The organism is Streptomyces sp. NPDC005574, from assembly GCF_040605435.1.
In the GTDB taxonomy this organism is placed as follows: domain Bacteria; phylum Actinomycetota; class Actinomycetes; order Streptomycetales; family Streptomycetaceae; genus Streptomyces.
In genome coordinates this window covers 1-20453 of sequence record NZ_JBEXCW010000120.1, presented here as the reverse complement: position 1 = coordinate 20453, position 20453 = coordinate 1, and the positions used below count along the sequence as shown (strand labels likewise).

18 protein-coding genes and 1 pseudogene are annotated in these 20453 nt (G+C 71.2%); 10 read left to right on the top strand and 9 right to left on the bottom strand.

The annotated features are described in order from the left end of the window. Nucleotides 1-58: 58 nt before the first annotated feature. Together ABZT03_RS38530 and ABZT03_RS38525 are read right to left on the bottom strand one after the other, a co-directional pair. Nucleotides 59-1135 (bottom strand): CU044_5270 family protein, encoded by a 1077-nt coding sequence (locus ABZT03_RS38530; protein WP_356048092.1) that lies wholly within the window; start codon nucleotides 1133-1135, stop codon nucleotides 59-61. Next, the gene (locus ABZT03_RS38525; RefSeq protein ID WP_356048091.1) at nucleotides 1132-1800 is read right to left on the bottom strand and encodes an RNA polymerase sigma factor; all 669 of its coding nucleotides are present in this window, start codon (nucleotides 1798-1800) and stop codon (nucleotides 1132-1134) included. Before ABZT03_RS38525 ends, ABZT03_RS38530 begins: the two co-directional genes overlap by 4 nt. A 298-nt stretch (nucleotides 1801-2098) precedes the next feature. On the opposite strand from ABZT03_RS38525, the gene ABZT03_RS38520 reads away from it, so the two are divergent. Together ABZT03_RS38520 and ABZT03_RS38515 are read left to right on the top strand one after the other, a co-directional pair. Next, nucleotides 2099-3007 carry a MarR family transcriptional regulator gene (locus tag ABZT03_RS38520; RefSeq protein WP_356048089.1) on the top strand — a complete coding sequence of 303 codons (909 nt, stop codon included), beginning with the start codon at nucleotides 2099-2101 and terminating at the stop codon, nucleotides 3005-3007. A gap of 41 nt (nucleotides 3008-3048) precedes the next feature. Next, on the top strand, nucleotides 3049-4371 hold the full coding sequence (locus ABZT03_RS38515) for a HEAT repeat domain-containing protein (protein ID WP_356048087.1): 1323 nt from the start codon (nucleotides 3049-3051) through the stop codon (nucleotides 4369-4371). 154 nt (nucleotides 4372-4525) lie between these two features. Here the strand turns inward: ABZT03_RS38515 and ABZT03_RS38510 are convergent, their stop codons facing one another. The 4 genes from ABZT03_RS38510 to ABZT03_RS38495 all read right to left on the bottom strand — a co-directional run bounded on the left by ABZT03_RS38510 (nucleotide 4526) and on the right by ABZT03_RS38495 (nucleotide 8602). Then, complete coding sequence (locus ABZT03_RS38510; RefSeq protein ID WP_356048085.1) at nucleotides 4526-5557, bottom strand: LacI family DNA-binding transcriptional regulator; 1032 nt, start codon at nucleotides 5555-5557, stop codon at nucleotides 4526-4528. Nucleotides 5558-5631: 74 nt separating this feature from the next. Next, complete coding sequence (locus tag ABZT03_RS38505; protein ID WP_356048083.1) at nucleotides 5632-6465, bottom strand: ATP-binding cassette domain-containing protein; 834 nt, start codon at nucleotides 6463-6465, stop codon at nucleotides 5632-5634. Next, nucleotides 6462-7457, bottom strand: coding sequence for an ABC transporter permease (locus ABZT03_RS38500; protein ID WP_356048081.1), 996 nt, complete (start codon nucleotides 7455-7457; stop codon nucleotides 6462-6464). The genes ABZT03_RS38505 and ABZT03_RS38500 overlap by 4 nt, the downstream gene beginning before the upstream one ends. Before the next feature lie 128 nt (nucleotides 7458-7585). Further along, nucleotides 7586-8602, bottom strand: a complete 1017-nt coding sequence (locus tag ABZT03_RS38495; RefSeq protein WP_356048079.1) for a sugar ABC transporter substrate-binding protein — start codon at nucleotides 8600-8602, stop codon at nucleotides 7586-7588. Between the two features lie 248 nt (nucleotides 8603-8850). Here ABZT03_RS38495 and ABZT03_RS38490 point away from each other — a divergent pair, with 248 nt between their 5' ends. The 3 genes from ABZT03_RS38490 to ABZT03_RS38480 all read left to right on the top strand — a co-directional run bounded on the left by ABZT03_RS38490 (nucleotide 8851) and on the right by ABZT03_RS38480 (nucleotide 12855). Further along, on the top strand, nucleotides 8851-9813 hold the full coding sequence (locus ABZT03_RS38490; protein ID WP_356048077.1) for a carbohydrate kinase: 963 nt from the start codon (nucleotides 8851-8853) through the stop codon (nucleotides 9811-9813). A gap of 217 nt (nucleotides 9814-10030) precedes the next feature. Further along, nucleotides 10031-12547, top strand: a complete 2517-nt coding sequence (locus ABZT03_RS38485; protein ID WP_356048074.1) for a GH32 C-terminal domain-containing protein — start codon at nucleotides 10031-10033, stop codon at nucleotides 12545-12547. Between the two features lie 14 nt (nucleotides 12548-12561). Beyond that, nucleotides 12562-12855 carry an antibiotic biosynthesis monooxygenase family protein gene (locus ABZT03_RS38480; protein ID WP_356048072.1) on the top strand — a complete coding sequence of 98 codons (294 nt, stop codon included), beginning with the start codon at nucleotides 12562-12564 and terminating at the stop codon, nucleotides 12853-12855. Nucleotides 12856-13080: 225 nt separating this feature from the next. Here ABZT03_RS38480 and ABZT03_RS38475 read toward each other — a convergent pair whose 3' ends face one another. Beyond that, a complete protein-coding gene (locus tag ABZT03_RS38475) occupies nucleotides 13081-13275 on the bottom strand; it encodes a hypothetical protein (RefSeq protein ID WP_356048070.1) in 195 nt (64 codons plus the stop codon). A gap of 530 nt (nucleotides 13276-13805) precedes the next feature. Here ABZT03_RS38475 and ABZT03_RS38470 point away from each other — a divergent pair. The 3 genes and pseudogenes from ABZT03_RS38470 to ABZT03_RS38460 form a co-directional block, all read left to right on the top strand. Beyond that, nucleotides 13806-14138: pseudogene (locus ABZT03_RS38470) on the top strand (hypothetical protein); the annotation flags it as partial. A 201-nt stretch (nucleotides 14139-14339) separates the two neighbouring features. Continuing rightward, a complete protein-coding gene (locus ABZT03_RS38465) occupies nucleotides 14340-15599 on the top strand; it encodes a family 2 encapsulin nanocompartment cargo protein terpene cyclase (RefSeq protein WP_356048094.1) in 1260 nt (419 codons plus the stop codon). Nucleotides 15600-15615: 16 nt separating this feature from the next. Continuing rightward, complete coding sequence (locus tag ABZT03_RS38460; protein ID WP_356048068.1) at nucleotides 15616-16521, top strand: geranyl diphosphate 2-C-methyltransferase; 906 nt, start codon at nucleotides 15616-15618, stop codon at nucleotides 16519-16521. A gap of 47 nt (nucleotides 16522-16568) precedes the next feature. Here ABZT03_RS38460 and ABZT03_RS38455 read toward each other — a convergent pair whose 3' ends face one another. After that, nucleotides 16569-17420 (bottom strand): methyltransferase domain-containing protein, encoded by an 852-nt coding sequence (locus ABZT03_RS38455; protein ID WP_356048066.1) that lies wholly within the window; start codon nucleotides 17418-17420, stop codon nucleotides 16569-16571. 128 nt (nucleotides 17421-17548) lie between these two features. On the opposite strand from ABZT03_RS38455, the gene ABZT03_RS38450 reads away from it, so the two are divergent. After that, complete coding sequence (locus ABZT03_RS38450) at nucleotides 17549-18133, top strand: TetR/AcrR family transcriptional regulator (RefSeq protein WP_356048064.1); 585 nt, start codon at nucleotides 17549-17551, stop codon at nucleotides 18131-18133. A gap of 155 nt (nucleotides 18134-18288) precedes the next feature. On the opposite strand, the gene ABZT03_RS38445 is transcribed toward ABZT03_RS38450, so the two are convergent. Continuing rightward, nucleotides 18289-18870, bottom strand: a complete 582-nt coding sequence (locus ABZT03_RS38445) for a TetR/AcrR family transcriptional regulator (RefSeq protein WP_356048062.1) — start codon at nucleotides 18868-18870, stop codon at nucleotides 18289-18291. Nucleotides 18871-18944: 74 nt separating this feature from the next. On the opposite strand from ABZT03_RS38445, the gene ABZT03_RS38440 reads away from it, so the two are divergent. Beyond that, nucleotides 18945-20219 carry an MFS transporter gene (locus tag ABZT03_RS38440; protein WP_356048060.1) on the top strand — a complete coding sequence of 425 codons (1275 nt, stop codon included), beginning with the start codon at nucleotides 18945-18947 and terminating at the stop codon, nucleotides 20217-20219. Nucleotides 20220-20453: the final 234 nt, after the last annotated feature.

Here is a 20453-nt window from a genome sequence, read left to right as displayed (position 1 = left end):
CCCGCCCGCCCCGAGCCCCCCCCGGGGCCGGGTGACCAGGCCTACGAGCCGGGCCGCGTCAGCCGGCCCGCCCGGGAACCTCCTTGTTGGCGTCGACGACCGCGCGCTGCGTGATCGCGCTGGTGAACGTGACGGTGCCGACCTTGAACGGACTGCCCGCCACCTTCTTGACCACCACGGTGCGCTCGCCTCGGAATGCCAGGGTCTTCCTGTCGAAGATCCACTCGGTGCGCTCGCCGGCGGTGTCGTCCTGCCGGGCGATCGCCACCCCGTGACGGCCCACGGCGTCGACCGCGTCGTCCACCGCCACCACCCCGGGGATCCTGGCCGCGGCCTTGTAGAGGGCGGCGGCGAGATCGGCCGGCGGGTAGCTCTCGCCCAGCAGCTCACCGATGGCGACGAAGGCCGCCTGGTCGCGGGGCACTTCGGGATCCCGGGCGGCGTCGGAGTCCCGGTAGACGCGCCGCAGCAGCGCCGTGGGGTCGGTGGGCAGCTCGACCAGGGAGTCGTAGGCCGCGTCGAGCGGACTGTCGCTGGAGAGGGTCATGCCCTCCTCACCCGTCTCGCCCGCTTCGATCAGCCAACCGTCCCTGCCGTCGAGGGAGTTCCATGCCTGCCGGGAGTGCAGCTCCTGGCTGACCAGCGTGGTCTTGTCGCCGTTGGTCCGGGGGTAGGTGCTGGCCACCTTCGAGGCGATGTAGACGAACTGGCCGGCGTGCGGGGTGGGTCCGGAGATGTCAGCGGCGGCCAGGGAGATGCGGTCGAGCAGCCGGGGGGCGCCCGTGGCGTCGACGGCACCGATCCGGGTGGTCAGTGCGGGGCCGGTGGCCAGGGCGGTCCTGCCGCCGCCTCCGTTGCCGCCGGACAGGGCGACGCCGGCCACGACCGCGCCGGCCAGGGCGAAAGCCGCGGCGGGCAGCAGGACCGTACGGCGCAGGAACGGGTTGCGGTGTCGCGCGGCGACGGCCGGCCGTCCGTCGGCGCGGGCGGTGCGGAGGTCCTCGTGGATCTGGGTCATCATCTGCTCCTTGTGGAACCGGTGACGGCCCGCGGGCAGATCCCGCGCGACGGAGGGCAGGAGGCCCTGGGTCTCCGTCCACTCAGCCGGGTGCGGCTGGGAGGGGCTGGCGTTCATCTGTTTCCTTCCTGTGCGGACCGGATCACGTATCCGCGATCACCTGTTATCTGCCGGTTCGCGGGGGTGGGTTCCCGTTCCTCTCCGAGCAGTTGCGCGCTCTCCTTCCCCAGCAGCTGCGCGTCGGCGAGCTTGCGGAGCCTGCCGCGGGCGCGGGACAGCCGGGAACGGACGGTGCCGACGGGGATTCCCAGGGCGCGAGCGGCCTCCGCGTACTCCATGCCCTCCCACAGACACAGCGTCAGCACCTCGCGTTCGGGACGTTTGAGCAGGCTGAGCGCGGTGAGGGTGGCGGCGATCCGACGCCGGTCGTCGAGCCGCCCGGCGGTCTCCTCGGCATGGTCCTCGACCTGCTCCCCGGCCGCGCCCGCGGCTGCCGCCGCTTCGGCCGCGTTCCGGTAGCGCCGGTTGCTCCGGTACTGGGAGCGGGCCACGTTGGTCGCGATGCCCAGCAACCACGGCCGCAGTGAGCCCCCTTCGCTCTCCACCGAGGCACGGCGCCGCCACGCCTCCATGAACGTCGCCGACATGACGTCCTCGGCCGCGGACCAGTCGGCGGTCAGCCGGAAGGCATGGTTGTACACCGCCCGGGCGTACACGTCGAAGAGTTCCGCGAAGGCGTCCGGATCTCCAGCTCGCACCCGGGTTCGCATATCTGTGGTCACGTTCAGAACTGCCTGCGCGTGCACGCGAGTTCCAGTGACCTACGTCACACCCGTCTCGGAAGTCGCCCCGACTACCGGGGAAGCGGCCGCCCGGACACACCACGTCACGCTGCGACACCGAGCGGATCGGGACGACGGGCGGGTCCGCTTCGCCGATGTTCGCCGCACAACTCGGCGGACCCTGCGACCCGGCGACCCGGCGACCCCTTATGAACCGGGCAGCCGTCGGCCTGGGGATACCGGTTGCACCAGGTGCGGGACACAGCCCGCGATCGAGGCGTAGAAGGGTGCCATGCCGATGCCCATGTCAATGCCGGCCCGGAGTCATGTCGCCCGGGACCTGTGGCGGCTGCTCGAGCCGATCCACGCCGTCGTCTACTTCGCGCCGGAGCCGTTGGAGGAGTTCAGGGCGGTGGGCTACCGCGGTTTCTGGATGGGCTACTTCGCCGGACGAGCCGCTCCCCTGGGCCCTGTCGGCGCCGAGGTCGTGCACGCGCTGTTCTACAACTTCACCCACGAGCGGGTGAGCCGCGCCGTGCCGGCGGCCTGGGGCTTCGCTCCGCCGAGCGAGGCCCTGAAGGCTCGCGCACGAGGATCGTCGCGTGCGCTCAGCCGGGCGCTGGGCCACGCAGCCGACGGCGCGGCGGTGGCACGGGCGGCGGAACTCGCCACACGTGCCGCTCGGTCGGCTCCCCTCGAGGGCCGAGCCCTCTTCGCGGCCAACCGCTCCCTGCCGGTGCCCGACGAGCCCCTGGCCCGACTGTGGCACGCGGCGACGCTTCTGCGTGAACACCGCGGCGACGCTCACGTCGCGGCTCTGCTCGCCGCCGGGATCGGCGGCCGCGAATCACACGTCCTCCACGCGATCGCAAGCGGGATCCCGCGCGATGTCTACACGCCGGCCCGCGACTTCGACGACGCGGAGTGGACGGCACGACGCGAGAGCCTCCACGAGAGAGGGCTCGTCTCGGGCGATCAGCTGTCCCCGCGTGGACGACGGCTCACCACCGGGGTCGAGGAACGAACCGACCAACTGGCCGCCACCGCCTACGACACGCTGACCACCAGCGAGAGAGACGAACTCGCCCGCCTCCTGCGCCCCCTGACCCGTGCCGTGGTGCGCGAGGGCGACATTCCCCTGGACAACCCCATGGGACTGAACCTGCGCGAGTCACTCGACCGGCGTCACCAGGACAGCCGGACCTAGGCACAGCCAGACCTGGAGACAGCCAGACCTAGGCTTCGTCCATGCAGAGCAGCGAAGACGAGCCGTATGTGGCCGCCAGGCAACTGGCCGGCGGAGTCGGCTTGAGCGAGGCGCTCGATGTGACGGCTCCGGAGGCCTGGATCGGCCTCGACCTCGCGGTGCGCGAACTGGCCTGGCGGCAGCCGGAGCTGTTCCACTCGAAGGCGTCCCCGGCCGGACGGCGGTTGACCTGGAAGCAGGACGCGCCGCTTCCCCACGTCACCTGGTCCCGGGAGCCCGCTGACGCCGAACTCGCCCTCGCCCTCTGCCACCCCGACGGGCACATGCGCGAGGCCGCGCCGGCCCACGCCGAGAAACGGCCTGCGCTGCTCGCGCTGGTGGTCATCCGCTGCACGGACTGGGCAGGCCCGGTACGGGGGCGGGCCCGCGCGCTCCTGGCCGAGGTGCCGCCGCACCGCCTTGCCGAGCACGCCACGCTGATTCTGCGTGTCGGCTGCCGCTACCGGGGACGCTTCGCCCAGGACCTCCTGACCGTGGCGCTCCGCGCGGGCCCGGCGGTGCAGGTCGAGGCACTGCTCGACAGCGGAGACCGGGCCACAGCCCGCCTCGCGCACCGCGTCGCCGTCGAACGACGGCTCCTCTCCGCGACGCGGCTCGCGCGGACGGCGGCCCGCCGGCACGACATCGTGATCCAGGACCTGTGCGCCGACGCGGCCGTGGCCACCCTCGGCGAGGGGACGGCCGAAGAGTTCACCGAGGTCGTGGCGCCGCTGCTCGCGTCCCGGCAGTCCCGGGTCAGGTCGGCCGGGGTCACCGCGCTGCGCCGGATCGGGCGGCACTCCGGCGCCGAGGCGTACCTCACCGACCGGTCCCCCGTGGTGCGGGCCTGCTCCAGGTGGGTGCTGCGTCAGGCGGACGTCGACCCGGCGCCGCTGTACCGCGCGCTGTGCACCGACCCCGCCGCCCGGCCCGCCGCCGCCGTGGGCCTCGGCGAGTGCGGGGTCCGCGAGGACGCGGACCTGATCCGGGGGCTTCTGACACATCCGGTCCCCGGGGTACGCGCCTGCGCGGTGGCGGGGCTGCGGGCGCTGGACGCGGTGCGTGCCGACGACGTACGACCGCTCCTGGACGACCCGTCGGCGGCGGTGGTCCGGCAGGCGACCGCGGCGCTGCTGCCCTCGGCCGACCGCGTGCCACGGGAACTGCTGCGCGGACTTCTGGCCGCGGGCCGCCCGCGCCACCAGCGGGTCGCCGCGATCCGGCTGCTGCGGGCGGTCGGGGTGCGAGCGGCCGACCCCATCACCTTTCCGGGTCCGACCGGCTCAGCACGGTCATGCCCGGAAGGCGGTGACTTCTCGACCTGATTCGACGAGGTGAGGACCTTCATGCCCTCCCGCCCGCGGCGCCACAGGGTGAACTGGACCGCCGTAAGGCCAAGTTGGGGCGCACTCTTCCCCGGCGACGTCGAAAGCCCATGGCCCGTCACCGCGCGGGCGTGCTGCTCGCCGGACCCCGAGGTCAGGTCACCTGGAGCGCGGGTGCGGTGCGTTCCCCCGAGCCCCGGACGATCAGTCGGGTGGGGACGGTGACGGTACGGGCGCGGGAGCGGTCGCCGTCCAGGCGTGCCAGGGCGGCGGTGGCTGCCGCTCTGCCGATTTCCTCGGGGTCCTGGGCGACGACGGTCAGGGCGGGTTCGAGGGCTTCGGCGAGCGGGACGTCGTCGAAGGCGACGAAGGCGATGTCCTTCCGCCTGCTGCGGGACAGCTCGGCGACGATGCCGAGGGCGACCATGTTGTTGCCGGCGAACAGGGCCGTGGGGGGATCCGCCGACTCGAGCAGCTGGGCGGTCGCGGTCGCGGCGCCCTTCTGGTCGTGGGCGTTGGTGACCAGGGAGCGATCGTAGGTGAGGCCTGCCTCCTCCAGGGCCGACCGGTACCCCTTCAGGCGCTCGCGACGGGTGTAGAGGTTGAGAGGCAGGTCGCCGACGAAGCCGATGCGCCGGTGGCCGTGCTCGATCAGGTGGGCGACACCGTCGTGGGCGCCCGTGCGGTTGGAACTGACGACGTGGTCCGTGGCCAGGCCCATCCCCGGTCGGTCGATGAAAACGACGGGCAGGCCCGCGGCGCGGTGGGACTTGAGGTGGGAGTGGTCGGCGCCGACGGACGGCACGAGCATCAGGATGCTGACGCGGCGGGCGAGGAACTTGTCCGTCAGCGCGCGTTCACGGTCGGGGTCGTCCGCGGACGAGCCCATGAGCAGGGTCAGGCCGCGGTCGCGGACGGTGTCCTCGATGCTGCCGGCCACCGCTCCGAAGAAGGGGTTGCCGAGGTCCGGGATGACCAGTCCCACGGTGGTGTCGGGTCCGCCGACGCGGATGTTGCGTGCCATGAGGTTCGGCTGGAAGCCGAGTCTGGCCACGGCGGCGAGCACCTGTTCCCTGGTACGGGCCGAGGCGGGCCCGTCCCCGTTGAGGACGCGGGAGACGGTCTTGGCGCTGACACCCACTTCGTGGGCGACGTCAGCCAGCGTGGGGCGGCGGTTCGCTGCCATGGAGGAACGGCTCCTGTGCTCGTCGGTTCCGGCCGCGGACTCGGCCGGAACCTGTGAGTGCTGTCAGTCCTGCATCAACTGGCCCGGACGCCGGCGGCCTTCGCCGCCTCGGAATCCGCTACGACAGTATCGCCGTCGGCATCGACGGTGAGCGCGCCGGTCATGATGGCGACGACCTCGGCCATCGAGTAGTCGGAGGGCTTGATCACAGCGGCGCGACGGCCCAGCCGGTGGACGTGGATCCGGTCGGCGATCTCGAAGACGTGCGGCATGTTGTGGCTGATCAGGACGACCGGCATGCCCTTGTCGCGGACGCGACGGATGAGTTCGAGGACCTGGGCGGACTCCTTGACCCCGAGGGCGGCGGTGGGTTCGTCCATGACGACGACGCTGCGGGCCCAGGCGACCGAGCGGGCGACGGCCACGGCCTGCCGCTGGCCGCCGGAGAGGGTCTCGACCGACTGCGTGAGCGAGCGCAGTCCGATCTTCAGGTCGGCCATGTGCTCGGCTGCCTCCTGGCGCATGCGCTTCTTGTCGAGCATGCGGAAGACACTGCCGAGGACGCCGGGGCGGCGTAGTTCGCGACCCAGGAACATGTTCGAGGCGATGTCCATCGAGGCGGCCACGGCGAGGTCCTGGTAGACCGTCTCGATGCCGTGGGCGCGTGCGCTCTGCGGGCCGGAGAACTGGACGCGTTCGCCGTTGAGGCGTATCTCGCCCGCGTCGGGGACCAGCGCGCCGGTGAGCGCCTTGATCAGGCTCGTCTTGCCGGCACCGTTGTCGCCGATGACGGCGAGCACCTCACCGGGCAGGAGGTCGAAGTCCGCGCCGTCGATGGCGGTGACCTGGCCGTAGCGTTTCACCAGGCCGCGTGCGCTCAGGACGGGGGTGGGGGAATCGGTGGTCATCGGGCCTTCCTCCGGGAGATCTGGTCGACGGTCACCGCGAGGATGACCAGGACTCCGGTGATCAGCGTCTGGTAGATGGAGGCGACACCCATCAGCTGCAGGCCGTTGCGGAAGACACCGACGATGAGGACGCCGATGAAGGTGCCCAGGACCGATCCGCGACCGCCGAAGAGGCTGGTGCCGCCGAGCACCACGGCGGTGATGCTGTCGAGGTTGTCGGTCTGGCCCGCCTGCGGGTCACCGACTCCCGTGCGTGAGATGAGCAGCAGGGCGGCGACGCCGTAGAGGAGGCCGGCCACGGTGTAGATGCCGATGGTCAGGCGGGAGGTGCGGATGCCGTTGAGGCGGGCTGCTTCCTGGCTGTTGCCCAGGGCGTAGACGTGCCGGCCCCAGCCGGTGCCGCTCAGCGCGTAGGCGAGGAGCAGGAACAGGGCGATGGTGACCAGGGAGCCGTAGGTGATGTCGGTGTGGCCGAGCGGGAAGGTCTGCCCGAGGGCCGTCAGCGGGCCGGGCAGGTCGGTGACGGTCTGTTCCTCGGAGTAGATGTGGGTCAGGGCGAAGGCCACGTTGAGCATGCCGAGGGTGACGATGAACGGCGGCAGCGGGATCTTCTGCACCAACAGGCCGTTGACCAGACCGAATCCGCCGCACACGACCAGGCCCAGAGCGATGGCGAGCAGCGGGGGCAGGGAGCCCTGGGCGGCCATCTTGGCGATCACGATGCTGCCGAACGCCATCACGGCTCCGCAGGACAGATCGATGCCCGCGGTGAGGATGATCAGGGTCTGGCCGATGGCGAGGGTGCCGACGACCATGACCTGCTGCACGATGAGGGAGAAGTTCCCGCCGGAGAGGAACTGGTCGGTCGAGAAGGCGAAGAAGGCGCAGGCCAGAAGGAGGGCGGCCAACGGGCCGGTGGTCGGTGCCGTCAGCAGTCTGCGGGCCGTGGCAGGAGCTTTCAGCTCGGCGTACGGCGTCGTCGTGGCTGTCATGCGAAGTCCTTGTCGGAAGACAGAAGTCCTGGTCGGAGGACAGGCTGGGCGGCCGTCCCGAGCCGCGTCGGGATCATGCGGGCCGGCCGCCCGCGGAAGAGCGGGGTGTCGTACGGTCGTGCGTCGGCTCAGCCCCAGCAGTTCTCCAGGCCGAAGGCGGTGTCCTTGGCCGTGACGCCCGACTGCGCCTTGTCGGTGATCAGGGTGACGCCGGTGTCGGTGTAGCCGGACACCTTCTTGCCGCCCTTCGCGTACGTCACGGCGGCCTTGACACCCTCGGCGGCCATCTTCAGCGGGTACTGCTGAGAGGTGGCGGCGATCTTGCCGTCCTTCACCGCCTGGGTTCCGGTGCAGCCTCCGTCGACGGAGACGATCAGCACGTCCTTCTCCCGGCCCTTGGCCTTCAGAGCGGTGTACGCGCCCAGGGCGGCGGGCTCGTTGATCGTGTACACGACGTTGATGCCGGGCTCCTTCTGGAGGCAGTTCTCCATGGCGGTCTGCCCCTTGGCCTGGTCGCCGCCCGTGTCCTGGGCGCAGGCGACGTCCTTGTCGGTGGCGCCGAAGCCCTTCAGGAAGCCCTCGTGCCGCTGAACGCCGACGGAGACACCGGGCGCGAGGTCGAGGGCGGCGATCTTCGCGGTCTTGCCCTTCATGGCGGCCTTGGCGTACTCGCCGATCAGCTCACCGGCCTTGACGTTGTTGGTGGCGAAGAGGGCGTCGGCCGCGCTCTGCGGCTCCGTCGGCGTGTCCAGGGCGATCACCAGGACGCCCTTGGCGCGGGCCTTCTGGATCGCGGGCACGATCGCCTTGGAGTCGTTCGGGGTGATCAGGATGCCCTTCACCCCGGCGGCGACCATGTTCTCGATCGCGGTGACCTGGCCGGCGTTGTCACCGTCGAACTTGCCTGCCGCGGTGGAGAGTTGGACGCCTTCCTGCTTGGCGGCCTTCTCCGCGCCCTCCTTCATCTTCACGAAGAACGGGTTGGTGTCGGTCTTGGTGATCAGGCCGACCTTCACATCGCCCGAACCGGAGCTCGCGGAACCGCTTCCGGAGCCGGATCCGCAGGCTGCCAGGGTGAGAACCGCGGCGCCGGTGCACGCGGCGGCTCTGAGGAGGGAGAGGGTCGGACGAGTGGTGAGTGACATGAACGAACTCCTGCGGGATCGCGAGCGGTGCGGTCGGCATACGGGTACGTCGGTTCAGGCAGTGTCATCGTTGACATATGTCATCGTTGACACTGCCTGGCGAGGATGATGGACTCCGCATCCCGGCAACGTCAATGCCTTGCACCTGTCACAAATCGGCAACGTCCGTGGCGCCCGGTCCGGGGCCGTGCGGCAGCCGCCTCGCGGCGCGCCCCGATCCGCCGTACGTCCGCAGAGGAGAGCAGCCCATGAGCCCGCACGGAATCACCGTCCTGGGAGAGTGCGTCGCGGACGCGTTCGTCGAACCGGCAGGCGGCGCCGGTGAACTCGCCCTGCGTGTGCTGCCGGGCGGTGGACCGGCCAACACGGCCGTGGCCCTGGCACGGCTCGGCACTCCGGCCCGCTTCCTGGCGCGCCTGTCCGGTGACGTGTTCGGCCGCCTCTTCCGGGCCCACCTGGAGGCGTCCGGGGTGGACCTCTCGCACGCCGTCCCGGCCGTCGAGCCCAGCACGCTGGCCGTGGCGGAACTGGATGCCCTGGGGCAGGCGTCGTTCTCGTTCCACGCCCAGCACACGGCCGACTGGCAGTGGACCGCGGCGGAACTGGCCCGGGTGAGCCTCTCCGGAACAGCCTGTGTCCACACCGGGTCACTGGCCCTGGTGCGCGAGCCCGGTGCGGCGGTGGTGGAGGAGTTCCTCACGACGGCCGCCCCGCAGGCCACCGTCAGCATCGACCCCAACGTACGGCCGCTGCTGGTGCGCCCCGAGACCTACCGCGCCCGGCTGGCCGACTGGTGCGCGCTCGCGGACGTGCTGCGGCTGAGCGAGGACGACCTGGGTCTGCTCCTGCCGGACACGCCGCCCGAGCAGGCGTGCGACATCTGGCACGCCGCGGGTGCGCGGCTCGTCGTGATCACGCGGGGTGCCGGCGGCGCCCTGGTCTCGCTGGACGGCGAACGGGCGCGGGTGCCCGCGGTGGTGACGTCCGTCGTCGACACGGTCGGCGCGGGGGATTCCTTCACCGCCGGCCTGCTGCACCAGCTCGGCGCCCGCGGACTTCTCGGCGGCCGCCTCGAGAGCCTCCGCCTCGCCGACGTCGTCGAAGCCTGCCGGTTCGCCGCACAGGTGGCCGCCCTGACGTGCTCGGTCGCCGGCCCCAACCCGCCCTGGCGACACCAGGTGACACAGCTCGTGACCGCCGACGGCGCCTGACGGGAAGCGGGGCCCGGCCCGCTCAGTCCTGTCCGAGTCGTTGACGCACCGGCCGGAGTACCCACATCATCGGGGCCACTTGATGTCATCGATGACACAAGTCATCGATGACATTCCCTGCCGATGCCGTGGACGACGGCATGGGCGGGGTCTCGACGTCGGCTCCGTCCGCGCCAGAACGCTCCGCCGCGTGGACGGCCCCAGCACAGGAGACACCATGAGCTCTGCAGCATCCCGGCATGCCCGCGCCCGGTGGTTCGCGGCCGCGGTGACCGTCTGCGCTCTGTCCGCGACCCCGCTCGCCCCACGGGCTCTCGCATCCGACACCCCGCCGTACTCCGAGACCTACCGGCCGCAGTTCCACTTCACGCCGGAGAAGAACTGGATGAACGACCCCAACGGCCTCGTGTACTACCAAGGCGAATACCACCTCTTCTACCAGTACAACCCCGACGGCGACTCCTGGGGGAACATGTCCTGGGGACACGCGGTCAGCACGGACCTCGTGCACTGGAAGCAGCTGCCGCTGGCCCTGTCGCACGACGACCAGGAGATGGTGTTCTCCGGCAGCGCGGTGGTCGACCGGGACAACAGCACCGGCTTCGGCACCAGGAGCGACCCGCCCATGGTGGCGATCTACACCAGCCACTCCAAGGACGGGGGAAGGCAGGCCCAGTCCCTCGCCTACAGCACCGACCGCGGCCGTACCTGGACCAAGTACCGGGGAAATCCCGTCCTCGACATCGGGTCCACGGAGTTCCGCGACCCCAAGGTCCAGTGGTACCAGCCGACCAGAAGCTGGCTGATGACGGTGTCGCTGTCGACCGAGCACAAGGTGCGGTTCTATTCGTCCAAGAACCTCAAGGACTGGCGGCTGCTCAGCGATTTCGGACCGGCCGGCGCGACGGGTGGCGTGTGGGAATGCCCCGACCTGTTCCCCCTCGCGGTCGACGGCGACAGGAACCACGTCAAGTGGGTGCTGGTCGTCAACATCAACCCCGGCGGCATCGCGGGCGGTTCGGCCGCCCAGTACTTCGTCGGCGACTTCGACGGCAGGAAGTTCACCGCCGACGGACCGGGCACCTACACGCCACCCGCAGGTGACCTCCTGCAGAACTTCGAAGCCTCCGACTTCGGGACGTGGACAACCACCGGCATCGCGTTCGGCCAGGCACCCGCGGCCGGGACACTGGAGGGGCAGAACCCCGTCGACGGCTTCGAAGGCGGGAGACTCGCCAACAGCTTCCACGGGGGCGACGCCACCACCGGCACGCTGACCTCGCCCTCCTTCACCGTCGACCGTCCGTACCTGAACTTCAAGGTCGGTGGCGGGCGTCACCCCCATGCGCAGGGCACGGTGCTCGCCGACTTCGAGGGCGGCACCTACGCCGACTGGACCACCACCGGTGACGCCTTCGGCACCGCCCCGGCCACCGGAACCCTGCCGGGACAGCAGGAGGTCTCCGGCTGGCTGGGAGCCGGCCTGGTCGACAGCTTCCTCGGCGGCGACGCCACCACCGGGACCCTGACCTCCCCCGAGTTCACCCTCGACAAGGACTACGTCAACTTCCTCGTCGGTGGCGGAAACCACCCGGCCTGGTCCGGCAACCCCACCACCGTCGAGCTCCTCGTCGACGGCGAACCGGTCCGCAGCGCCACCGGACACGACACCGAGGCCCTCGACCTGACCTCCTGGGACGTCCGCGACCTCGCGGGCAGAAAGGCGCGGATAAGGATCGTCGACGCCAACACCGGCGGTTGGGGCCACATCAACGTCGACCACCTCGTCCTTTCCGACACCCGCGCCCGGCCCGAGGAGACGTCCGTCAACCTGATCGTCGACGGCCAGGTGGTCCGCAGCGCCACCGGTTCTGACAGCGAGACCATGGACTGGGCCTCCTTCGACATGCGGCCCTACGCCGGCGGAACCGCCCGCATCCAGATCGTCGACACGGAAACCGGCGGCTGGGGTCACCTCCTCGCCGACCAGTTCACCGCGGCCGACGCTCCCGCCAAGTCCGCCCCGCAGCGCGCCGACTGGGCCGACCACGGCAAGGACTACTACGCGGCGGTCTCCTGGGAGGACGCGCCGGGCGGCAAGCGGTACATGATCGGCTGGATGAACAACTGGGACTACGCCGGCACCGTCCCCACCTCGCCCTGGCGCGGCGCGCAGAGCGTCCCCCGGGAGATGGCCCTGCGCACCGTCGACGGCCGGATCCGCCTGACGAGCAAACCGGTGAGCAGCCTGACGTCCCTGCGGCAGGAGCCCCCGGCATCCGCGGCCGGAATCACCGTCACGAACACCTCGCAGCCCCTGTCCGATCCCGCGGCCGAGGGCAGGGCGCTCGACATCGAGGCGACCTTCTCCGTCAAGGACGCCCGGCGGTTCGGCCTGAAGGTGCGCACCGGCGCCCGCGGCGAGGCGACCGTCATCGGCTACGACACCGCGACACGGGAACTGTATGTCGACCGCACCCGCTCCGGCGCCGGGGATTTCGACGACCGTTTTCCGGGCGTCCAGACGGCACCGCTGAAGGCCGAGAACGGCAAGGTGAGACTGCGCGTCCTGGTCGACTGGTCGTCCGTCGAGGTCTTCGGCGGCGCGGGCGAAGCCGTGATCACCGACCAGATCTTCCCCGACCCCGCCGACGAGGGAGTGCAGGTCTTCGCGGAGAACGGCTCGGTGAAGCTGGACCAGGCCCGGGTCTGGAACGTCAACTCCATCCACTGACAGGACACATGACCATGAAGAAGACCCTGCTCGCCGAGTTCACCGCCAAAGAGGGAGCCGAGCCCGAGGTATCCCGCCTGATCCGGGACTACGCCGGGAAAGTACGGGAGGAAGAAGGCAACCTCGCCTTCGACGTCTACACCAAGTCGTCCAGCCCGCGCGCCTACTGGATCTTCGAGGTGTACCGGGACGAGGACGCCTTCCAGGCCCACCTCCACGCCCCGTACGGCGGCCCCTTCAACGCCGCGCTCACCCCACTGATCGAGGAGGACGCCTCCGTGCTGACGTTCCTCGACCCGGCGGCCTGACCGAGGGCGGCCGCCCCGCGCGCGGAGACGGGCGACATGACGGCACCGGATCGCGGCTCACCGCACGGCGACCGAGGCCGGGCCGCCGTGAGCCTGCCGTACACAGAAAGCGGCGTAGGTGTCCGTCGTCTCCGTGGCGGACGCCGCGCCGACCGCACGGCGTCGGTCGGGCTGCCACCGGGACGCCTGCGACGGTCGGGGCACGTCCCGGCCCGTGGCCCGGTTTCAGGCTCCGCTCCGCGGAGGGTCGAGCAGCCAGGTCACCGGGCGTCCGGGGTCCGGGTCGTACCGGCAGGACGCCCCGGTGCGGATGGTTTCGCGCAGTAGCCGGGCGAGGGTGGGGTCGTGCCGCTGGATGCGGTCGGGGGCGGCGGCGATCGCTTTGCGCACCGCGACTCGCGCCCGCTCGTCGGTCGCCACTGAAGCGGCGCCGCCGACCGCCCAGGCCGGTGACCGTGCGGACCTCGGCGAGCAGCGCGTCGCGTTGCCCTCCCGTGTCGGTTGAGGCCGTCACTGGAAGGCGTGAGCTCGCGGCGTCACCTTGTGAGGTCACATGTCCTGTACGACCATGGCGCCGGCCGAGCCGCCACGGCGATCACGGCTGAGGGTGCGCCCTGGCGGCGTCCAGCCAGAGGACGCCCGCAGGTGCCGCGGATCGCGTCGCGGGGCCCGGGCGTCAGGCGGTCCCGTTCTTCGACGCCGACCGCGCCGACTGCCGAATGGCGTCGCCGATCGTGGCCGGATCCCGTCGGGACCAGGGCAAACATGACCCGGCCGTGATCAGCGCATCGAGTTAATGTCAGCGTATTTCCTTGTTTCGGGGAGCAAAGGGGCCATTAGTGTTCCCCCTGGATTCGGACGGATTCCCGCCCTGTGTGCGCCTGGCTCGCCGTCGCCCGGTGTCGTCCTCATCCGCGCATCACCGTCCCCGATCGTGGAGAGCCTGCCCGATGACTGTTGACTCGAGCTCGGAAGCCCAGCTGGAGCCGCCCCGGCAATCCAGCTTGGGCACAGCCGCCGCCCGCAACCTCGCCACGACGACCAAGTCCGTGCCGCAGATGCGGGAGATCACCTCCCGCTGGCTGCTGCGCATGCTGCCGTGGGTGGAGACCGAGGGCGGTGTCTACCGGGTGAACCGTCGTCTGACCCACACCGTCGGGGACGGAAGGGTGGAGTTCGTACTCGCCGACGGGGACCGGTTCGGAGAGCACGCCCTGCTGGACGAAGGCGCCCGGTGGGAACAGACCGCCACCGCCGAGACCCCGGGCACGCTGATCCTCGTGCCGGACGCGGTCGGGGTCCTGGAGAACGTGCAGATCGCCCGCCGGCCCAGGTGACCCACGGCCGTACGGCCAGTACGACGCCCCGGACTCCACAGGGTCCGTCGCGCATGCCCGCAAGCCCTCGGACAGCCGCCCACCCACCAAGGAGCACGCATGCCCGCGCCTGAGCCGCATCCCCTTCAACCGAGACCGCCATCGGGCCTGTTGGAGGACGTGCCCCGTGCCGCCGCTCACGTACTCGCCGACGCCGTGGCCTCCGCCCGCGAGGCCGCGGCCGCCCTCGGCCACCCTCCCTGCACGCCCTCCCCGCTCCCTGCGGTGTCCGAGGCGGCCACGTCACCCCTCGGCGCACCGTCGGTCACGGCGCCGGCGCCGGTCACCGCGCTGCAACGGGTCCTGAGAGGTCCCACCGGTCTGGGCACGGCGAGCCTGCGCATCTCCCTGCCCGAGGAACTGCCTGCACCGTCGGCCGCCACGGCGGAGGGGGAGGCGATCCCCGGTCTCTACTACCACCCGATCGCCGAGCCGGACCCGGTGCGGGTCGAAGAGGTCAGCCGAAGGATCAAGTCCTGGGCACTCGACGAGGTCACCCTCTACCCCGACGACTGGGAGGAGGAGTTCGACGGCTTCTCCGTCGGCCGCTACATGGTCGGGTGCCATCCCGACGCACCCAGCGTCGACCACCTGATGCTCGCCACACGCCTCATGGTGGCCGAGAACGCCGTGGACGACTGCTACTGCGAGGACCACGGCGGATCGCCCGTCGGTCTCGGCGAGCGGCTGCTGCTGGCGCACACCGCGCTCGACGCTTTGCACACCACGGCGGAGTACCAGCCGCAGTGGGCGGCGTCGCTGCACGAGGACGCGCCCCGGCGCGCCTACCGCTCCGCCATGGAGTACTTCGTCCGAGCGGCAAGCCCCTCCCAGGCGGACCGGCTACGCCACGACATGTCCCGGCTGCACCTGGGATACCTCGCCGAGGCGGCCTGGGCCCAGACGGACCACGTCCCCCAGGTGTGGGAGTACCTGGCGATGCGCCAGTTCAACAACTTCCGCCCCTGCCCCACCATCACCGACACCGTCGGCGGCTACGAGCTTCCGGCGGACCTGCACGCCCGACCGGCCATGCAGAAGGTCATCGCCCTCGCGGGAAACGCGACGACCGTCGTGAACGACCTGTACTCGTACACCAAGGAACTCGACGCGCCCGGCCGGCACTTGAACCTGCCCGTCGTGATCTCCGAACGTGAGGGGCTCTCCGACCGCGACGCCTACCTGAAGTCGGTCGAGATCCACAACGAACTCATGCACGACTTCGAGTCCGCGGCCGCACAGCTGGCCGCCGAATGTCCGGTTCCCAGTGTGCAGCGCTTCGTCCGCGGCGTGGCCGCCTGGGTCGACGGCAACCACCACTGGCACCGGTCGAACACCTATCGCTACAGCCTGCCCGACTTCTGGTAAGAGAATGGACTCATCCGTGACCAACGCCGAACTCACCGCCACCGCCGAATCCGTCCCCGCCTCCGTCCCCGGAGCACTGCGCATCCCCGGCCCGGCGACGCCGTACCAGGGAGACATCGCCCGCTACTGGGACGGCGAGGCGAGGCCCGTGAACCTGCGCCTCGGCGATGTCGACGGCCTGTACCACCACCACTACGGCATCGGTGAAATCGACTCCGCCGCACTCGGCGACCCGGCGGACGCCGCGTACGAGAAGAAACTGATCGCCGAACTCCACCGACTGGAGTCGGCCCAGGCCGAGTTCCTCCTGGGGCACCTCGGCGACATCGAGCCGCGGGACACCCTGCTGGACGCCGGCTGCGGCCGCGGTGGCTCGATGGTGATGGCCCACCAGCGATTCGGCTGCACGGTCGAAGGCGTCACGCTGTCGGCCAAGCAGGCGGACTTCGCCAACAGCCGGGCCCACGAACTCGGCATGCAGGACCATGTCCGCGCCCGCGTCTGCAACATGCTCGGCACACCGTTCGCCACCGGTTCGGTGGCCGCGTCGTGGAACAACGAGTCGAGCATGTACGTCGACCTGCACGACCTGTTCGCCGAACACTCCCGCGTGCTCGAGGTCGGCGGCCGCTACGTGACCATCACCGGCTGCTGGAATCCGCGGTACGGGCAGCCGTCGAAGTGGGTCTCGCAGATCAACGCGCACTTCGAGTGCAACATCCACTCGCGCCGGGAGTACCTGCGCGCCATGGCCGACAACCGCCTCGTGCCGCAGGCCGTGATCGACCTGACCCCCGACACCCTGCCCTACTGGGAACTGCGGGCCACATCCTCCCTGGTGACGGGCATCGAGGAAGCCTTCATCAACTCCTACAGGGACGGGTCGTTCCAGTACCTCCTCATCGCGGCCGACCGCGTCTGACCGCGCGCTGACGGGAAGGGCCTGCCGACGACACGGGTCCTTCCCGCTCAGTGGGACGGACGGTCCGCTGTGACCAGCCACGACGTGCTGCGCAGCCGCACCGTGCCGTCCGCTGCCACGTGGTCGCGCAGATGGGCCGTCAGGATGTGCTGGGCGCGGGCCTGTGCGGTCGTGTCGACCTGTGCCAGCAGGTGGCAACCGGGTCCCGAGCCCAGCATGAACTCCGCCGCGTCCTCGGCTCCATGTCCCCATGTCCCGTAGGTCTGCGTCTCGTTGACGGTGACGTCGGTGAGTCCGGCGGCGGTGAGGAGGTCACGGACGCGGTCCGGAGCGGCCAGGGAGAACATGCCGGGCAGGCCCGGCCTCCCGAAGTCGCCGATCGGCAGGACGTCACGCAGCGACTCCATCGCCGACACCCAGTCGTTGAGCCCGGCGCCGGCCGGGCAGACGAAGGCCAGGCGTCCACCGGGCCGCAACGCCCGGCCGACGTTGCCGAAGGCCGCCACCGGGTCGGCGAAGAACATCACCCCGTAGCGGCTGATCGCCGCGTCGAACGCGCCCGCCTCGAAGGGGTGCACCTGGGCGTCGCCCTGGGTGAAGGCGATGTTGGCGAGGCCCTCCCGCTGCGCGCGGGACCGCGCCTCGGCCAGCATGGGCGCGGAGAGGTCGAGGCCCAGCGCGTGCCCCCGGGGTGCGCGGCGGGCGGCGAGCCGGGTGGTCTGCCCGGAGCCGCAGCCCAGGTCGAGGACCCGGTGGTCCGGGGTGATTCCGGCGGCGTCGAGCAGCGGTTCGTCGAAGCCCTCGTTCACCGCGTTCCAGCGGTCCTGGTTGCGGGCCCAGTGCGCGCCTTCGGGGCCGTTCCACGCCTTTTCCTGCTCGGTGTTGACGATGTCCGGCACGGATGCCTCCTGGGGTGGACGAAGGAGAATGGGCGTGCGCCCAAACAGTATGGGCGTGTGCCCGAACTGGCAATCCCCGCTACCATCCGAGGAGTCACGGCCCCTGAGACAGGACGGGAGAGCGCCGCATGTCACCGCGCGGAGTGGCGACGCCGGACGTACGCGAGCGGCTGTTCGCGGCCGCCGAGCGCGTCGTGGAGAGGGACGGACCCGGCGCCCTCACCAGCCGGTCGGTCACCGTCGAGGCAGGCTGCGCCAAGGGCCTGCTGCACGCGCACTTCGCGGGGTTCGACGAGTTCGTGGCGGAGCTCTGCCTCGACCGGTTCGCGCGTACGGCGGTCAAGGCGCAGGCGCTGTCCGGCCTCGCCGGGCAGGGCACGGTGGCGCGGAATCTCGACGCCGTCGTCCTCGCGCTCTTCGACTCGGGCGGCCCCGCCCTGTCGGGCCTCGCCCTGAGCCGTACCGCGGCGGCGCAGCGCATCCGCTCGGCCATGGAGGGCGGGGCGCCCGGCTTCACCGCGATCCAGATGGCCGTCACCGGCTATCTGGAGGAAGAACGGAGACTGGGCCGGGTGGCGGAGACGATCAGCCCGGACACGGTGGCCCTCGCCATCGTCGGCACCGCCCACCATCTCCTGATGACCAGCTGGCCGGGCACGCCTGACCCGCGGCCCGTGATGACGCGCCTGGTGGCCGCACTGGTGGAGGCATAGGAGCTCCCGGACGGCTCCGCGACGGACGCTTCGGCGCCTGATGCGCCCCCTCCGGATCCGGGCGCCGCGGAGCGCCTCGCCCTTCCGGTGCGGGATCCAGTCGGTCACACCGGCCGGCGATCCCCGGAACCCCGGCGCCGCATCCGGCGTACGCCTCAGGACTGCTGCGCGGACCGGGAGCGGGACACCGCCAGGAAGGTCGTCACCAGTTCCCGTGCCCACTCGCCGGTGGCGGGCTGGTCGCTGAAGATGGCGCGGTAGTACAGCGGGCCGAGCAGGAAGTCGACGGCCTTTCCCACCTCGGGCGCGTGGCCGCCTCGGGCACGTTCGCGTTCGATGATGGCGCTGAGTTGTTCGTGACGGTCACCGGTGCAGGCACACCCGCCTTCCGGTCCGGAGCCGATGGTGGCCCGCATCAGGGCGAGTGTGTCGGGGTCGGCGAGGTCGGTGGCGACGTCGCCGAGCCAGCGTTCGAGGTCGCCGGCCAGGGAGCCGGAGTCGGGGACGACGACGTCGCCGCTGAAGCGGCTGGTGGCGACGTCGTTCAGCAGCTGGGCGGCCGATCCCCAGCGCCGGTAGACGGTGGTGGCGTGGACGCCCGCGCGGGCGGCGACGGCGGGGATCGTCAGTGCCTCCGCGGGTTCCTCCGCGAGGAGTTCCGCGACGGCACGGTGCACGGCCGCGCGCACCTTCGCGGAGCGGCCACCGGGGCGTACCTGGACTGCAGCGTCAACCATGACGGAATTATCGCACTGATCGCTGCGTTAGTGGTAGCGTCTTAACGCATCGATCACTGCGTTTGGAGAGATTCATGCCCGCCTCCGCCCTGCCCCAGCAGACGTCCCCACCCTCCACCCCGTCCCGAACGGGTTCCGGTCGGCGCGTCCTCGGCCGTCCGGCCGCCTTCGCCGCGCTCGCGGTCGTCTTCGTGCTCTTCATGGCCGCCTCCAGCGCGCCCTCCCCGCTCTACGTCGTCTACCAGCAGCAGTGGCACTTCTCCACGACGACGCTGACCACGGTGTTCGCGATCTACGTGCTCGGGATGATCGCGGCCCTGCTGGTGCTCGGCGCTCTGTCCGACCATCTCGGCCGCCGCCCGGTCCTGCTGTCCGCGCTCGCTCTCGAAGCGGTGTCGATGGTGCTGTTCCTCACCGCGGACGACGTCGCCCTGCTGCTGACCGCGCGCCTGGTCCAGGGCATCGCCACCGGCGCCGCCATGACCACTCTCGGCGCCGCCCTGGCCGACCTCAACCCCGCCCACGCACCCCACCGCGCCGGCGTCATCACCGGCGCGGCCCCCACCTTCGGGCTGGGCCTGGGCGCCCTGGGCACGGGCTTCCTCGTCGAGTACGGGCCGCACCCCACCCGCCTGGTGTACACGCTGCTGCTGGCCGCCCTGCTGGTGGCCGGAGCCGCCGCTGCGGCGCTGCCGGAGACGTCGCTGCGCCGCCCGGGCGCCGCCCGCTCGCTCCAGCCGCGCCTGAGGATCGCGCCGCATCTGCGGACCGACCTGCTGCGCCTGGTGCCGATCCTCGTCGCGAGCTGGGCCCTCGGCGGCCTGTACCTCTCGCTCGGACCGTCCGTCGCCGTCGGCCTGTTCGGACTCTCCAGCCATGTCGTCGGCGGTCTGGTGGTCACGCTGCTGACCGTGCCGGCCTCGCTGACCGCGTTCGCCCTGCGCGGCTGGCCCACCTCGCGCACCCTCACCCTCGGCGCGAGCCTGCTGCTGGCCGGCACCGCCGTCGCCCTGACCGGCGTCGAGGAGGACTCCCTGCTCACGGCCGCGCTGGGTACCGTCGTCGCCGGGGTCGGATTCGGCGCCTCGTCGCTCGCCAGTTTCGGCACCCTGGCCCGGATGGCCGCCCCCGCCGAACGCGGCGAGCTGTTCTCCGTGGCCTTCGTGATCTCCTACCTGTCCTTCAGCGTGCCCGCCGTCATCGCCGGCATCGCCGTCACGCACACCGGCCTGCACGAGACGTCCGTCGCCTACGCCGGAACAGTGGCCGTCCTCTCCTCCCTCGCCCTGCTCGCCCAGGCACTCCGCCCGCACCGCACACCCCGCAGGGAGACCTGCCCCCAGACGTGACGAACGCGGGACGCGAGCTGCGGGGCGCGGGACGCCGGGCGGCTCCGGCCCCCGTACCGGCGCGGCCCCGTGCGTCGACCAAGGCCGGGTCCCACCCCCGGCTGCACCACACCTACCCCCGTGCCCTTCAGAACGCACCCGTCCCGGTTTACCGCCCGCTTGCTCCGCACACCGCTGTGGGGGGGCTTCCCCCCGTGGGGTGTGCCCCCCCCACAACGAAAAACACCAAGCAGA

What these genes read in the sequence shown, in the direction of transcription:
- ABZT03_RS38530 (WP_356048092.1), bottom strand. Translation starts at nt 1,135, where the DNA reads ATGAACGCCAGCCCCTCCCAGCCGCACCCGGCTGAGTGGACGGAGACC.
- ABZT03_RS38520 (WP_356048089.1), top strand. Translation starts at nt 2,099, where the DNA reads ATGCCCATGTCAATGCCGGCCCGGAGTCATGTCGCCCGGGACCTGTGG.
- ABZT03_RS38515 (WP_356048087.1), top strand. Translation starts at nt 3,049, where the DNA reads ATGCAGAGCAGCGAAGACGAGCCGTATGTGGCCGCCAGGCAACTGGCC.
- ABZT03_RS38510 (WP_356048085.1), bottom strand. Translation starts at nt 5,557, where the DNA reads ATGGCAGCGAACCGCCGCCCCACGCTGGCTGACGTCGCCCACGAAGTG.
- ABZT03_RS38505 (WP_356048083.1), bottom strand. Translation starts at nt 6,465, where the DNA reads ATGACCACCGATTCCCCCACCCCCGTCCTGAGCGCACGCGGCCTGGTG.
- ABZT03_RS38500 (WP_356048081.1), bottom strand. Translation starts at nt 7,457, where the DNA reads ATGACAGCCACGACGACGCCGTACGCCGAGCTGAAAGCTCCTGCCACG.
- ABZT03_RS38495 (WP_356048079.1), bottom strand. Translation starts at nt 8,602, where the DNA reads ATGTCACTCACCACTCGTCCGACCCTCTCCCTCCTCAGAGCCGCCGCG.
- ABZT03_RS38490 (WP_356048077.1), top strand. Translation starts at nt 8,851, where the DNA reads ATGAGCCCGCACGGAATCACCGTCCTGGGAGAGTGCGTCGCGGACGCG.
- ABZT03_RS38485 (WP_356048074.1), top strand. Translation starts at nt 10,031, where the DNA reads ATGAGCTCTGCAGCATCCCGGCATGCCCGCGCCCGGTGGTTCGCGGCC.
- ABZT03_RS38480 (WP_356048072.1), top strand. Translation starts at nt 12,562, where the DNA reads ATGAAGAAGACCCTGCTCGCCGAGTTCACCGCCAAAGAGGGAGCCGAG.
- ABZT03_RS38450 (WP_356048064.1), top strand. Translation starts at nt 17,549, where the DNA reads ATGTCACCGCGCGGAGTGGCGACGCCGGACGTACGCGAGCGGCTGTTC.
- ABZT03_RS38445 (WP_356048062.1), bottom strand. Translation starts at nt 18,870, where the DNA reads ATGGTTGACGCTGCAGTCCAGGTACGCCCCGGTGGCCGCTCCGCGAAG.
- ABZT03_RS38440 (WP_356048060.1), top strand. Translation starts at nt 18,945, where the DNA reads ATGCCCGCCTCCGCCCTGCCCCAGCAGACGTCCCCACCCTCCACCCCG.